General features: G+C 32.8%; 14 protein-coding genes. 5 read left to right on the top strand and 9 right to left on the bottom strand.

Annotated features, from left to right (window positions below; genetic code table 11):
* The first annotated feature begins 63 nt into the window (after positions 1–63).
* Together EV145_RS03620 and EV145_RS03615 are read left to right on the top strand one after the other, a co-directional pair.
* A complete protein-coding gene (locus tag EV145_RS03620; protein WP_133523872.1) occupies positions 64–975 on the top strand; it encodes an OmpA family protein in 912 nt (303 codons plus the stop codon).
* 16 nt (positions 976–991) lie between these two features.
* On the top strand, positions 992–1,540 hold the full coding sequence (locus EV145_RS03615) for a hypothetical protein (RefSeq protein WP_133523871.1): 549 nt from the start codon (positions 992–994) through the stop codon (positions 1,538–1,540).
* A gap of 84 nt (positions 1,541–1,624) precedes the next feature.
* Here EV145_RS03615 and EV145_RS03610 read toward each other — a convergent pair whose 3' ends face one another.
* The 6 genes from EV145_RS03610 to EV145_RS03585 all read right to left on the bottom strand — a co-directional run bounded on the left by EV145_RS03610 (position 1,625) and on the right by EV145_RS03585 (position 8,306).
* On the bottom strand, positions 1,625–2,668 hold the full coding sequence (locus EV145_RS03610) for an o-succinylbenzoate synthase (protein ID WP_133523870.1): 1,044 nt from the start codon (positions 2,666–2,668) through the stop codon (positions 1,625–1,627).
* A 75-nt stretch (positions 2,669–2,743) separates the two neighbouring features.
* Entirely contained in the window at positions 2,744–3,946 is a 1,203-nt protein-coding gene (locus EV145_RS03605) for a tetratricopeptide repeat protein (RefSeq protein WP_133523869.1), read from the bottom strand.
* 164 nt (positions 3,947–4,110) lie between these two features.
* Complete coding sequence (locus EV145_RS03600) at positions 4,111–4,788, bottom strand: metal-dependent hydrolase (RefSeq protein WP_133523868.1); 678 nt, start codon at positions 4,786–4,788, stop codon at positions 4,111–4,113.
* 27 nt (positions 4,789–4,815) lie between these two features.
* Positions 4,816–5,778 carry a 1,4-dihydroxy-2-naphthoate octaprenyltransferase gene (menA, locus tag EV145_RS03595; protein ID WP_133523867.1) on the bottom strand — a complete coding sequence of 321 codons (963 nt, stop codon included), beginning with the start codon at positions 5,776–5,778 and terminating at the stop codon, positions 4,816–4,818.
* 94 nt (positions 5,779–5,872) lie between these two features.
* Positions 5,873–6,706, bottom strand: coding sequence for a 1,4-dihydroxy-2-naphthoyl-CoA synthase (locus EV145_RS03590; protein ID WP_053473251.1), 834 nt, complete (start codon positions 6,704–6,706; stop codon positions 5,873–5,875).
* Positions 6,707–7,448: 742 nt separating this feature from the next.
* The gene (locus EV145_RS03585; protein WP_133523866.1) at positions 7,449–8,306 is read right to left on the bottom strand and encodes a S1 RNA-binding domain-containing protein; all 858 of its coding nucleotides are present in this window, start codon (positions 8,304–8,306) and stop codon (positions 7,449–7,451) included.
* 143 nt (positions 8,307–8,449) lie between these two features.
* Here EV145_RS03585 and EV145_RS03580 point away from each other — a divergent pair, with 143 nt between their 5' ends.
* On the top strand, positions 8,450–9,799 hold the full coding sequence (locus EV145_RS03580) for a M28 family metallopeptidase (protein ID WP_133523865.1): 1,350 nt from the start codon (positions 8,450–8,452) through the stop codon (positions 9,797–9,799).
* Positions 9,800–9,856: 57 nt separating this feature from the next.
* On the opposite strand, the gene EV145_RS03575 is transcribed toward EV145_RS03580, so the two are convergent.
* Both EV145_RS03575 and menD read right to left on the bottom strand, forming a co-directional pair.
* A complete protein-coding gene (locus tag EV145_RS03575; protein ID WP_133523864.1) occupies positions 9,857–10,198 on the bottom strand; it encodes a DUF2853 family protein in 342 nt (113 codons plus the stop codon).
* Between the two features lie 90 nt (positions 10,199–10,288).
* The gene (menD, locus tag EV145_RS03570) at positions 10,289–11,953 is read right to left on the bottom strand and encodes a 2-succinyl-5-enolpyruvyl-6-hydroxy-3-cyclohexene-1-carboxylic-acid synthase (protein WP_133523863.1); all 1,665 of its coding nucleotides are present in this window, start codon (positions 11,951–11,953) and stop codon (positions 10,289–10,291) included.
* 173 nt (positions 11,954–12,126) lie between these two features.
* Between menD and EV145_RS03565 the strand changes: the two genes are divergently transcribed.
* Both EV145_RS03565 and EV145_RS03560 read left to right on the top strand, forming a co-directional pair.
* Positions 12,127–13,302, top strand: coding sequence for a thioredoxin family protein (locus EV145_RS03565; protein ID WP_133523862.1), 1,176 nt, complete (start codon positions 12,127–12,129; stop codon positions 13,300–13,302).
* Between the two features lie 15 nt (positions 13,303–13,317).
* Complete coding sequence (locus EV145_RS03560; RefSeq protein ID WP_133523861.1) at positions 13,318–13,815, top strand: GNAT family N-acetyltransferase; 498 nt, start codon at positions 13,318–13,320, stop codon at positions 13,813–13,815.
* 218 nt (positions 13,816–14,033) lie between these two features.
* Here EV145_RS03560 and EV145_RS03555 read toward each other — a convergent pair whose 3' ends face one another.
* Complete coding sequence (locus EV145_RS03555; protein WP_133523860.1) at positions 14,034–14,618, bottom strand: glutathione peroxidase; 585 nt, start codon at positions 14,616–14,618, stop codon at positions 14,034–14,036.
* Between the last annotated feature and the right edge of the window lie 119 nt (positions 14,619–14,737).

Here is a 14,737-nt window from a genome sequence, read left to right as displayed (position 1 = left end):
GATTATTAACATGTTACATGTTTTTATTTCGCTAAATTTGATAGAATCTTAACTTGTGAACTTATGTCTAAAAAAGCACTTTATCTCTTAGGCATTGCATTAACCATTATTTTGGGTACATTTTTGTATGTGAAATTTTGTTGCAATGGCAGCATGGAAACACCAGCCGCTGATACAGAAAAAGTACCAACAGTTGCAGTAAAGGACAATAATTTTGTTCCTTTTGTTCTTAATGGTTCGGGAATTAATTTCAGAATTAATGACAACCTCAAATTCTTAAAAAACAGTGCTGCACTGATTATGCCTGTAAGTGATTCTGTAACCATTGGAGTTGAAAATTTAAAAACATTTTTAATTTCCAATCCTAAGCAAAAAGTGACTATCACAGGTTACGCAACTTCTGACGAAACTAACACAACTAAGTTTGAAAATCTTGCTTTAGCGAGGGCAAATGATATTAAAAACTATTTTGTTTCTAAAGGTTTATTGGAAGCTCAATTTGATATAAAAGGCGAAATTATAGATAAATGGAAAACCGATTTAGATACTCTTTTAGGTCCAGCCGATTATAAATTTGAGACTATTGATACTACAACGACAGCAAATGACGAATGGAGCATCTTAAAAGAAAAAATAAATGCCGATCCGTTAATTCTTCATTTTAACACAAACAAATCAAGCGATAATCTTACCGCAGTCGAAAAGCAAAAAGTATCGGATATTGTTAAGTATATGAACCAAGTGAAAGATGCTTCTGTCTTAGTTGTGGGACATACAGATGATGTTGGAAATCGCGATTCTAATATTATTCTGGGGCAAAAGCGTGCTGAATTTTCAAAAAATTATTTAGCTAAAAACGGTATTGAAGCTTCTCGAATAACTGCCGAATCAAAAGGGCCAGACGAGCCAGTGGGAGAAAACACAACCGCCGAAGGAAAAGCTAGCAACAGAAGAACTGTCATTACAATTAAATAATTAAAAATATATAATCATGAATATACCTTGTATCTTAATACCAGCATTAGTGGGATTAATCTGTGGAATTTTAGGTTACTTACTAGGGAAAATGAATTCAAAAAGCGACAATTCGCTTGAAATATCTTTACAGGAAGATTTAGATGCCTGCAAGGCAAATACCAAAAATTTAAATGCAAGAATAGCACAATTAGAGGCTGATTTAGCCGCAAAAGCAAAAATTACTGCAGCTCCTCAGTCATTTGCTGCAACGGCACCCCTTATAGTATTTGACGGGGTATTGGCAGCAACTATTTTTGGAAAAAAAATAAAAGAAAATGATTTTAAAATAGTGGAAGGAATTGGTCCAAAAATAGAAGCTTTGTATCATGAAGCTGGAATTACAACTTGGCATGAATTGTCAAAAACTTCTACTGACAAATTACAGTCAATTCTAGATGCCGGCGGTGAAAATTATTCTATTCATAATCCAAGCACTTGGGCTAAACAGGCTTTATTAGCTTATCAAGGAAAATGGCAGGAACTAAAAGATTGGCAAGAAAATTTACTTGGAGGGAAAGAGTAAAAAAAGATTCTAAGGTTCTAAGTTGCTAAGGTTCTGAGTTTTTTATAATCTATGCCTTTGCAACTTAGAATTTTTGCTTCTTTGTCACTTTGAACCTTCAAAAGAATCCCATTTTTTTGAATTATTGTACCATAATTGCCCTTGAGCAACTTCAAGCGGACAATCAAAATTATTGGTGTAAAGTGCTCCTGTACCTAATCCTTGGGGCATTTTTGAATTTTGGATAAATGTCCATTGTGAAATGGCATTCAGTCCAATATTGCTTTCTAAAGCGGATGTTATCCACCAGCCAATTTCGTATTTATTTGCCAAATCAATCCATTCTTTTGTTCCTCTAAAACCGCCAATGAAGCTTGGCTTCAAAATAATATATTGAGGTTTGATTTCCTGCAACAATCTTTCTTTTTCTTCGAATGAAAATATACCGATCAATTCTTCATCTAATGCAATCGGAAACGGAGTTGTTTTGCATAAATCCGACATGGCTTGAATATTACCTTTTTTTATAGGTTGTTCAATACTATGAAGCTGAAATTGATTTAATTGATGAAGCTTTTCTAAAGCTTCACTTAAAGGAAATGCGCCATTGGCATCAACTCTTATTTCTATTTGTTCGGGTGAAAAGTGACTTCTTATAAACTGCAGTAATTCCAATTCTTTTTGAAAATCTATGGCTCCGATTTTTAGCTTTATGCAAGTAAATCCGTCAGCTAATTTTTCTTCGATCTGCTGTTTCATGAAAGAAGCTTCTCCCATCCAGACCAAACCATTTATGTTAATTGATTTTGTATTATTAGTAAAATCAGAAGGGAACAACACATATGGATTTTCGCTTTTTAAGGATAAAAATGCCATTTCAACTCCAAATTGAATAGAAGGGAATTCGAGCAAATTCTCCCAAAGTTCTTTTTCTCCCAAATGGATATTTTCACAGGTCCATTTAAGCTTTTCTTCATAATCATCACGATCATCAGCACTTAATCCGCGAAGAATACCGCACTCGCCAATTCCTATTTTACCATTTTCTTCTAAAACAATAAACCAAGTTTCTTTTTCAGTCATAACCCCACGTGACGTTCCAGACGGACGCTTGAACTCGAGCATGTATTTTTGGTAAGATGCTTTCATTTTTTTTAGATGCAAAGGTTCTAAGATCCTAAGATACTGAGACACTAAATCTTAGAGACTTAGTATCTTAGCAACTTAATTATAAAGTTTTAAAACTTTCTCGAAGTCTTTTGACGGCAGACCCGCTTTTTGAAAAATAGTAAAATCTGATTTTGTTTTGTCTTTCCAGCTAATGCTGTCCGTTACATTTTGATCTTGATATTTTTTGTAAATAGTTTTTGCTTCACCGTAATTATTGCTGACTAAATACAAATGCGCCAGATTTAGTTTCACCAGTAACTCTGTATTGTCTAGTTTTTCGCCTTCTTGTAAAAATTTCAGTGCCTTTTCGTATTGTTTTGTCAAAATATAGCAATAACCAATTGAACTGTAATCTAATGCAGTTGCTTTTCCTTCATTAATAATAGTGTTTAATTTCGGAATTGCTTCGTTGTACTTTTGCTGTTTAATTAATACTGAAGCTTGGTTTCTTAAGTCACTAAAAACATTTTTAGAAATATCAGCGTCTTTGTAACAGGCATTTCCGAAATCTTTATAGACTTTATTTTTTTCGATCGCCAATAATTTTTGAAACTCCGTATAACGGTATTGTTTCATGATTTTGTCTAAAATACAAACGCAGAAATCATCTGAATTGGCCATTTTTTGGGCCATTGTAGATGTTTTGCACAAACTGATAATTTCGTTTTTATTGTCCTGATTCCAGCCACGATTTAGTTTTGTATCTACCCAAGGCACAACTTCAACAACCACTTTTTGCTTTAAAAGCCAGTTTTTGCTATGAAATCCAAACCAAAGCGTATTCACATTTTGTCCCAGGCAAGATGATTTATCAAGTGATAATCTTTTGGCGTCTTTACTCAAAGGTTCCTCTTGCGCATAACAAGCTTTATCTGTTTTTCCGTCTTCAATATACTTTTTAGCATTTTCTGCCGAAGTAAATAATGCGTAAGTACAAGTATCGTCTCCAGAAATTTTAGACATTAAAAATACCGCTCCAGCTGAACCCTGACTAACTCCGGTTGGATCTGGAATTGATTTTAATACCGAAACCAGACTGTTTGCCATTTGCTGATTTTCATCTAAAAGTGTAATTCGGTAAACAATTTCAGTTGTTCCAACAGGAAGATCTTCTGTTTTTATGGTGATTCTATCACGGGCAGAAACAATAATTTCTTTTGTTGTTGCACGTTCTTTATCCCAATAGCCGTCTTTTTGTGCAAAGGAATTAAACGAAATTGTAATTAAAAGAAATAGGGCTAATCTTTTTAATTTCATATTGATTGATGGTTTTCATTTTCAATTTTGTTATTTCGAAGAAGGAGAAATCTTCACCAGAAACTCCATATCAAAATTAAATTATTTTTGTCGAGCTTCTCGCGAAGATTTCTCCTTCGTCGAAATGACATATATTATGCCAAAACTGTTAATTTATTAAAAAACTATAGTTCTATAGATTCTCCAATTCCTAAAAGCATCAAATCTTTTCCTTTATCAAAAAACTTTTTGATTGCTTCTTCGTGATTGATTTCGATATAACCGAAAGTATCAAAATGATAACCTAGAATTTTGTCGCATTCTACAAAATCTGAAGCAATGATAGCATCTTCAACATCCATTGTAAAATTGTTTCCGATTGGAAGAATGGCTAAATCTAGCTTTGTTCTTAACGGAATCAACTTCATATCATAGGTAAGAGCAGTATCACCAGCAATGTAAATATTTTTATGTTCGCTTTCGATTACAAAACCTCCTGGATTTCCACCGTTAGTACCGTCAGGAAAAGTACTTGAATGAATCGCATTTACATACTTAACTCTTCCAAAATCAAATTTCCAGCTTCCACCATGATTCATTGGATGTGAATTAAATCCTAATTTTGCGTAATAACTGGCAATTTCTGCATTTGAAACAATAACAGCATTAGTCAATTTTGCAATTGCTTGAACGTCTAAAACGTGATCAGAGTGTGCGTGTGTCAGCAGAATATAATCTGCTTTTAAATCTTGCAAGTTAATAGATGCAGCAGCTGGATTTCCTGTAATAAATGGATCAACAATAATATGTTTTCCTCCAACTTCGATTCCTAAAGATGCATGTCCGTAAAATGTAATTTTCATGATTTTATTTTTTAAGTTGAACTGATTTTATCTTCCACCTAGAAAAAGATTAACAATAATGTCTGAAATCAATGAAATCATACAAACCGTTAATAATATTGAAAGCAAAAATGTGCTTAGCGCTACTTTTTTTAATTCTGGATCTAAAAGCTTCGGATCTTGATTTTTAGCAACTGTAATTAAATGTTTAGTTAAAGGGATATAAGCCAATAAAAATAGATATTGATCAAAATTATAATCACTTAAAATGGCAAAAACAACCACTAAAATCATAGCAGTGATAATAAGCGTAAAATGATAAATTTTAGCATTTGCTCCGCCAATCTGTACTACAATAGTATTTTTACCCGATTTTCTATCAGACTCTTCATCTCGCATATTATTAAGGTTTAAAACACCAACGCTTAATAAACCAATTGAAATTGCCGGAAGAATTAAAAGCGGATCCACTTCTTTAGAGTATAAAAAATTAACGCCCAAAGTACTTACCAATCCGAAGAATACAAAAACGAAAACATCTCCAAATCCTTTATAACCGTAAGCAGCATTTCCTACAGTATAACGAATTGCCGAAATAATTGCAGCAATTCCTAGCAATAAAAAGAAAATAGAATATCCGAAATTGTCTTTCCCAAATGCAAAATAAATCAATATCACAGCCGACAACAAAGTAAGCAACGATGTAATTATAATTGCTTTTTTCATTGCTTGAGGCGTAATTTTCCCACTCTGAATAGCGCGTTGTGGCCCTACTCTGTCAGCATTATCGGTACCTTTTACTCCGTCGCCATAATCATTCGCAAAATTGGATAAAACCTGTAAGCCCAAAGTTGTTAAAAGTGCAAAACCAAAAATTTTCCAGCTAAATACTTCTGTTGGTGTATTAATAGTTTCTGTTGGATTTGATAAAGCATAAATGCTTCCAACAATAATTCCAGAAACTGATAAAGGCAATGTGCGCAATCTCGCGGCTTCAATCCAATGTTTCATTATTTATTTTGTTTATTTTTAGTTTCAGGTTTGAGGTTTCACGTTTCAGGTTCGTAACTTGAAACCTGAAACTTTAAACTATTTTATAACTTCTTTACGGCAGCCATTTGTTTTCGCCAAAATTTGGTTTTCTTTTTTCCAAGAAAGCATTTCTTCCTTCTTTTGCTTCTTCGGTCATATAAGCTAAACGAGTTGCTTCTCCAGCAAAAACCTGTTGTCCAACCATTCCGTCGTCTGTCAGGTTCATAGCAAATTTCAGCATTTTTATAGACGTTGGTGATTTTTGAAGAATCTCCTGCGCCCATTCGTAAGCAGTTGCTTCAAGTTCATCATGCGGAATTACAGCGTTTACCATTCCCATTTCGAAAGCTTCTTGAGCAGAATAATTTCGGCCTAAAAAGAAAATTTCACGGGCTTTTTTCTGTCCTACCATTTTAGCCAAATAAGCAGATCCATAACCGCCGTCAAAACTCGTTACATCAGCATCTGTTTGTTTAAAAATAGCATGTTCTTTACTGGCAAGCGTCATATCGCAAACCACATGCAAACTGTGACCACCGCCAACAGCCCATCCAGGAACTACTGCAATGACTACTTTTGGCATAAAACGAATCAAACGCTGTACTTCAAGAATATTCAAGCGGTGTTGTCCATCTTCACCTACGTAACCTTGGTGTCCGCGAGCATTTTGATCGCCTCCACTACAAAAAGAATATACGCCATCTTTCGTTGAAGGCCCTTCGGCTGAAAGCAAAACTACTCCAATTGAAGTATCTTCTTGTGCATCATAAAAAGCCTGGTATAATTCTGAAGTAGTTTTTGGGCGAAAAGCATTTCTAACGTTTGGTCTGTTAAAAGCAATTCTGGCAACTCCATTACATTTTTTATAGGTTATATCTTCAAATTCTCTGGCGGTAATCCAATCCATTTTCTATATGTTTATTTAAAAAATTATAGTGTAAAAATAAAGCATTTTTACATTTTTACCTACACTATTTGATTTAAGTCTTAACTCAAAAAATGCGTTGAATGTTAACAATTAGTATTTATGGACAAAAAATAACAATTTTTAACATTAGTTTTGAAAAATAATAATTAATTTTACACCCTAGAAATCAACGAGATACATTTAATTTTGTTGATCTAAGATTGATTTTCTTTCACTGATTTATTAACCTAAAAAATGATTTTTTTGAGAAAATTTAAAAAATTTGTCGCTCATTTTTTTACGGTTTTAAATAGTAAAAAAGCCTTAAAAAGTGAGCAAATGATTTACGCATTTGTGAAAACTACAAAAAGGAGATAGTAACACCTACGGTTAAACAATAGAATTGTTGAATGTAATTAGTATAGAATTGATTACGAAAAGAGGAAAAATACTAACTGAAACTTTCTAAAAGTTATTTTATCAAACCAAATGGGTTAGCCGTGAATTCGAGCTTTTGTAAAAGAAAAATGAATGTATTGATTGTTTAAAAGACATACCCAGATGAAAAAGTAATTTCTAAAATTTTTAAAGCTATTATTTTTTTAATGGATTCGAATTATTTTATTTCTGTTTTTTTTTAATTACAATTTTTTTTAAAACTAGAATAAAAAGAGAAAGGCTGCTTGTAATGAGCAGCCTTTCTTGTTATAATAAAAATTTAAAGTATTGGAATTCTTGAATTCTAAGACTCCTTTACCAAATAAATTCCATCGTCTTTTATTTCAATAAGTTTTTCTTTATATAACGCTCCTACAGCCTTTTTAAAAGTCTTTTTACTCATTTTTAAAACGGTTTTAATATCTTCTGGATGCGAATTATCATTCAAACGCAAGAAACCGCGATTGGCTCTTAATTCGTCTAAAATCTTCTCAGAATTTGGCTCAATACTTTGATAACCTTGAACTTGCAATGCAACATCTATTTTATTATCAGGACGAATATTTTTGATATAGCCACGCATTCTGTCTCCTGTTCGTATGGCATCGTCATACACTTCATCTTTATATAAAAGACCTTTGTGCTGTTCGTTGATGATTACATTAATTCCAATTTCAGTGATATGCGAAACAATCAAATCAACTTCCTCCCCTTTTTCAACTGTCAAATGATCGTTGTTTAAAAACTGATTAGTTTTGCTTGACGCTACTAAACGCTTTGTTTTTTCGTCTAAATATAAATAAACCAAGTAGCGTTTTCCTTTTTCCATAGGGCGCGCCTGCTCTTTAAACGGAACAAGAATATCTTTCTCCATTCCCCAGTCCATAAAAGCTCCAACCTGATTAATGTAATTTACCCTTAAAAGCGCAAATTCATTCAATAAAATGTACGGTTCTAGAGTTGTCGCAACTGGGCGCTGTTCGTGATCCAAATAAACAAAAACAACCAGCTCTTCGCCTATTTCGAATTCATTTGGAACATATTTATTTGGAAGCAAAACATCGTGAATTCCTTCTGGGTCTTTTTCAGGATTTCCTAAAAACAAACCCACTTTAGTATCACGTAATATAGTAAGTGTATTGTATTTTCCTATTTCAATCATATTCATAAAGTTCTAAAGTGCAAATGTACGAAGTTTGAAAATGGTAATCCGAAAAATATGCTGGATAAAAAAAAGAAGCTGACATTTTATTGTAGTTTGTTGCTTTTGGTTAAATTTGAAAACCTATAATTAATCCCAAATCAATGAAAAAGACTCTTATTTACACTGCTTTTGCATTTCTAATTTTCACTCAATCGTCTATTTCACAAGTCTCTGAAGATCCAGAAATAAAGAAAATGATCAGTGAAATTAAAGCTGAAAATCTTGAAGCTACCATTCACAAACTGGTTTCATTTGGAACGAGACACACTTTAAGTGATCCTAAAAACAAAACAAAAGGAATTGGAGCGGCACAACAATGGGTAAAATCTGAGTTTGATAAATTTGCTTTGGAATCTAATGGGCGATTGACTGCTGAAATTGATTATTTCACAGTAAAAGCTGATGGAAAACGAATTAATGTTGACAGCCAAATTGGGAATGTAATGGCTACTTTAAAAGGAACCGACCCAACAGATAATCGCGTGCTTATTATTAGCGGTCATCTTGATTCGCGAGTTACAGATGTTATGAATATAAAAGCGAATGCACCTGGAGCAAATGATGATGGTTCTGGTGTTGCGGCAGTTATTGAACTGGCAAAAGTAATGAGCAAAAGATCTTTTCCAGCCACAATAATATTTGTTGCCGTAACTGGCGAAGAGCAAGGTTTAATTGGAGCGCGCCACCTTGCCGAAAAAGCAAAAGAACAAAACTGGAACATTGTCGCAATGCTTAATAATGACATGATTGGCAACAGTTTATCAAGCGGTACGAATTTAAGAGATAATACTCAAATTCGTGTTTTTAGTGAAACAATTCCGTATTTAGAAACAGAGGAAGAAGCTAAAATGCGTAAAGCTATAAGCCGTGATAATGATAGTCCGTCAAGACTTTTAGCTCGATATATTAAAACCGTTACGGAGCAATACGTAGATCAATTGAAAGTTAAATTAGTGTACAGAAATGATCGCTTTTTACGCGGCGGTGATCATACGCCTTTTAGCCAAAATGGTTTTACTGCCGTTCGTTTTTGCGAAATGAATGAAAACTTTGATCATCAACATCAAGATTTAAGAACCGAAAATAATATCAAATATGGCGATTTACCAGAATTTATGGATTTTGATTATTTGAGAAAAAATACCTGTGCAAATTTGGCCACTTTAGCAAATCTTGCTTCGTCGCCAAAAGCGCCTGAAAATGTTGGAATTGAGGTTAAAAAACTTTCTAATTCATCGACTTTGATTTGGTCTGCTCCAGAAGGGAAAGTACAATATGGTTATCAAATTTTGATGAGAGAGACTTCTTCTTCACATTGGGAAAAAACATTATTTGTAAAAGATACTCAAGCTGAAATTCCTTATTCTAAAGATAATTACTTTTTTGCCGTACAAACAGTAGATGCATTGGGACATGCAAGTTTGCCAATTTTCCCAATCCCGATTAAATAATAATACTAATTGATATAAAGAAAAAAGCGCCACTAAGGCGCTTTTTTTTTTTAATCTCTATTTATAAACACTTTCTTTTTTAAAGTGCAATGTCAATAAATAATATACAACTGCTCTGTATTTGTGCTTGTTTGCATGACCATATTTTTCTAATACAGCGTGAAGTCCTTCGTCTAAAGCTGGAGTGTTGGCCAATCCTAACTTTTTAATCAAGAAATTCTTTTTTACAGTCTCTAATTCAGACGGTTGCGACGCTGCAACTGTAGATGCATCTCCATTGTAAATTGATGGACCACAACCTATGGTAACTTTTGTCAACAAATCCATGTTTGGTGTAACACCACATTTCTCTTTTAAATCTGCAGCATACTTTTTAATTAATTCTTCTCTAGTGCTCATAATTTTAATATTGGTTACAATTAATGCAGCCAATTTAAAATTAAAAACGGTTAGTTAAAAAATTTTAACACAATTTAACTTACAAATATTTTAATTTAATTCTTTAAAATATTGTTTCAAAACAACATCATTTTGAGCTGTTGGGGTAAAAATTTCGAGAATAATTGGTTTATCATTATCCGCATATAAAGCAGAAATGCCTTTTGTCAACGACTCATTATCAAAAGCTTGCAAATAACTGAATTGATACATTTTTGCTAAATGTTCGGCTGTCAATTGATGTGAGGTTTCAAAATAAGTATTAAAAACAGGCTTTTCTTCATGCCCAGGCAAGATTCTGAAGATTCCTCCTCCTCCATTATTAATCAAAATAATTTTAAAGTTTTTAGGAATATACGAATTCCACAAAGCATTGCTGTCATATAAAAAACTGATATCGCCTGTTATAAAAACGTTCTGTTTTGTATTTGCCACGGCAGCTCCAATTGCTGTAGATGTACTTCCATCAATACCACTTGTGCCTCTGTTGCAAAACACTTCAATTGATGGATCAATCTCAATTAATTGCGCATAACGAATTGCCGAACTGTTACTAATTTGTAACTGACTATTTTTAGGTAAAGATTCAATTACTTTTTCAAAAACTTTAAAATCCGAAAATAGTATTTTCTTTAAATATTCTTCTTTTCTTTCATTTCTTAGACTGTAAATCTTATCGATTTTCTTAAAATAATTGCTAGAAACAAATTCTGTTTTTGGAAGCAGATCTTTAAAAAAATCATTTGGCTCCATTACAAAATGTTTACTTAAAGCATTAAATGTATCATATGCACGCAAAGTATCTATATGCCAGTGATGTGCAGGTTTATACTTTCGCAAAAAAGCTTTAATACGTTTTGATACAATCATACCTCCAAAAGTGATTAAAACTTTTGCTTCTAACTCTTTAAAATCACAATCGTCAAATGGTGTAATCAAAGTATCTATGCTATTAATAAAACTCGGATGATGCAAGTTCGAAGTAGTTTCTGTAAGTACAACAATTGATGGATCGTTGGCAAAGTTTTCCAGAATTTCCTGTTCTATAGAGTTTACTTCATTTATTCCTCCAATAAGAATTAGTTTTCTTTTAGCCGAATTCCAAATGGAAGCAATTTCTTCGCTGTTATCAATAATCTTGGTAGGAATTTCTTCTTTCAAAGTTGTGATTTTTGGCTGAACAGAAAGTGAATCAACTGTCTCATATAGAGGCTCTTCGAAAGGTGCATTAATATGAACTGGGCCTTTTTGCAGCATAGCCCTTTCTATAGCTTTATTGATTTTCAAATCATTTTCATCAGAAGCTTCTTCTGTCAAATTTGCATTGAAAAGCGAATGATTTTCATAGACATTTTGCTGACGAATGGTTTGCCCGTCTCCAATATCAATTTTGCTTTGCGGGCGGTCTGCAGAAATCACGATTAACGGAATCTGGCTGTAAAAAGCCTCTGCAACAGCCGGATAATAATTCAACAAAGCTGATCCTGAAGTACATACAAGTGCAGTAGGCTGCTTGGTCTGCTGTGCAATTCCTAATGCAAAAAATGCTGCACAACGTTCATCGGCAATACTGTAGCATTTAAAATTCGGATTTTGAGCAAATCCTATGGTTAAAGGTGCGTTTCGTGAACCGGGAGAAATTATAATATTAGTTATTCCTTTTGCTGAACAAATTTCAATAATGCTTTGTGCAAGCGGTATTTTGGGGTAAATCATTCCTATGGCGTATTATTTTTTAAGAAAATCTAAAAATTCTGATTTTCTTTTTACTATTACAAAGTTACAAACTTCATGTTTGATTTAACTTATAAATAGCAAGATATTGAGGCACTTTTTGGAAAAAGGGAATATATTTGTAAAAGTAAATTTGTAATAAAAATATACTGCTTATGCGTTTCTTATATCTAATTGTTCTTTTTCTTTCGTTGCAGACTGTAAAATCTCAAAATCAGTTTGTTCCAGATGATATACCATATAAAACTGCATTAGAAAAAGCAAAATCAGAAGGAAAACCACTTTTTATAATGCTTTATGCCGATTGGTGCCCGCATTGCAATCAAATGAAAAAAGAAGTTTTCAGTAATCCTGATGTCATGGCTTTTTTGAAAGAAAACTATGTTTGCATCTGGAAAAACATTGAAAAAGACGAAGGAATTACGCTTAAAAATAAATACAATACGAAATCATTGCCAACATTTTTGTTTTTGGATGCCAATGAAACGCTTTTATATGCTCTAAAAGGCGAAATGAAATCGCCCGAGTTTATGACCGAAGTAAAATATGCTTTGAATTCTAGGATGCAGCTTCCTTATTTAGAAAAAGAATTCCTTTCAGATCCAAGTAATTCAGATAAATTTTTCGCTTATTTAAATACATTAAAAAAAGGAAAAGACAGAACCGATTTATCACCCGCAACACATATTTATCTCAATACACAATCTGATGCACAACTGATCAGCGAAACAAATTGGAGAATTATTGCCAATGGTGTTACCGATATAAAATCAAGAGAATTTCAATTTGTTTTAAAACATCAGAAAGAATTTGCTGTTGTTGCCTCACAAAATCGTGTAGACCGAAAAATTGAGAGTATTGTAACCGAATTGCTTCGCCCTTATGTTGATAATTTAGACACCGTAAACTATTATAAACAAAGAGAAATTGCAAAATTAATTCGACTGCAGAAAACAGATTCATTGGTTTTTAAATTTGATCTCACACTGGCAGAACGAACTGAGAAATGGCAGTTTTATAAAAAAACAACTCTAGAAAACACTCAAAAATTAGTCTGGAATGACGCTAGTTTTTTAAAAGATATCGGACAGACTTATTTAAAGCATATCAATGATCCAGAAAGCCTTAAAAAGTCCATTTTCTGGGTAAAACATTCATTAGAGATAAATGATTCTTACGATGTAAACCTTTTATTAGCAAGGCTGTATAATAAAGTAAAAGACAAAAAATTAGCTTTGCAATATGCAAATGATGCTAAAATAATTTGTACCGAAATGACGTGGAGTACCAAAGAAGTGGATACTTTATTAGCAGAACTAAATACAAAATAACCCAATAAAATTATAATGGAAGTAACACTCAGACCTGCAACTGAAAATGATTTAGAAAAAATTCTAGAAATAGTAAATCATTCTATTTTGCATACAACAGCAAATTATAGTTATGATATTCAGACTCTTGACGTACAAACTAAATGGTTTGAAGATAAAAAAGCTAAAAACCTTCCTATTGTGGTTGCTGATCTAAATGGCGAGGTTGTTGGTTTTGGAAGTTATGGCCAGTTTAGAGAAAAAATTGGATACCAATATACCATCGAACATTCTGTGTATGTTGTTGATAATGTCATTGGAAAAGGCATTGGCTCCAAATTATTGACCGAATTGATTCGTTTAGCGAAGGAACAGGGCTACCATGTTATGATTGGCGCAATCGACGCTGATAATGCCGGAAGTATTGCCTTTCATGAAAAATTTGGATTTGTAGTCACCGGAAAAATTCGTGAAGTGGGTTATAAATTTGATCATTGGCTTGATTTGGTTTTCATGCAATTAATATTGATTTAACCGCAATGGACGCAAGTAGATCTTTTTTTTTGTCATTTTTCGAACGAGAAATCACACTCGAAACTCCACAAAGAATGTCGATTCTCTTTGGGAAATACTAGTGTGATTTCTCCTTAGTCGAAATGACATACTTTATAAATAACAATATAAAAGTCAAAAAAAAATCCACAAACTTGAATTTCTTCAAATTTGTGGATTTAGTGGTTTCGGCCTTATGATTAACTTTTAATCCAATTGATTACTTCTGGCTCTGTAACTAATGTTTTAGGTTTGATTACTTTCACTAATTCTCCTTTTTCATTAATTAAATATTTTTGAAAATTCCATTCTACTTCAGAATCCTGCAAACCGTTTTTAGCTTTTTGAGTCAAGAATTTATAAACCTCGCACATATCATCGCCTTTTACAGAAACTTTATCCATCATTGGGAAAGTTACACCATAATTCAGCTGACAAAAAGTAGCAATTTCTTCGTTTGTGCCTGGTTCCTGCGATGCAAAATTATTTGCAGGGAAACCTACAATTACAAAACCTTTGTCTTTGTATTCTTTGTAAACTGCTTCAAGATCTTTATATTGAGGGGTTAAACCACATTTTGAAGCCGTATTGACAATCATTACTTTTTTTCCTTTTAAAGAAGCAAAATCAAAAACGTTTCCTGATAAATCTTCAACCTTGAATTGATAGATGGTTTCTTTTGCCATAGCTTTCTCTGTTTTAGATTTTTTATTACTCGTTTGAGCTTGAACTTGTGAAGCAAATAAAATAGCCACACTGCAAGCTAAAAATACTATTTTTTTCATTGTTTAATTTTTTATAAAATTAATTAAAATCTCTTTTACAAAAAGGCTTTGGCGATTTTATTTTATATTAAAGATTCGTTAAAAAAATGAAGCCTAACGTTAATCAGACGTTAGGCTTC

Source organism: Flavobacterium sp. 245 (assembly GCF_004362055.1).
In the GTDB taxonomy this organism is placed as follows: domain Bacteria; phylum Bacteroidota; class Bacteroidia; order Flavobacteriales; family Flavobacteriaceae; genus Flavobacterium.
The sequence above is the reverse complement of the archived record's forward strand: the minus strand, read 5'-3'. Positions and strand labels throughout refer to the sequence as shown.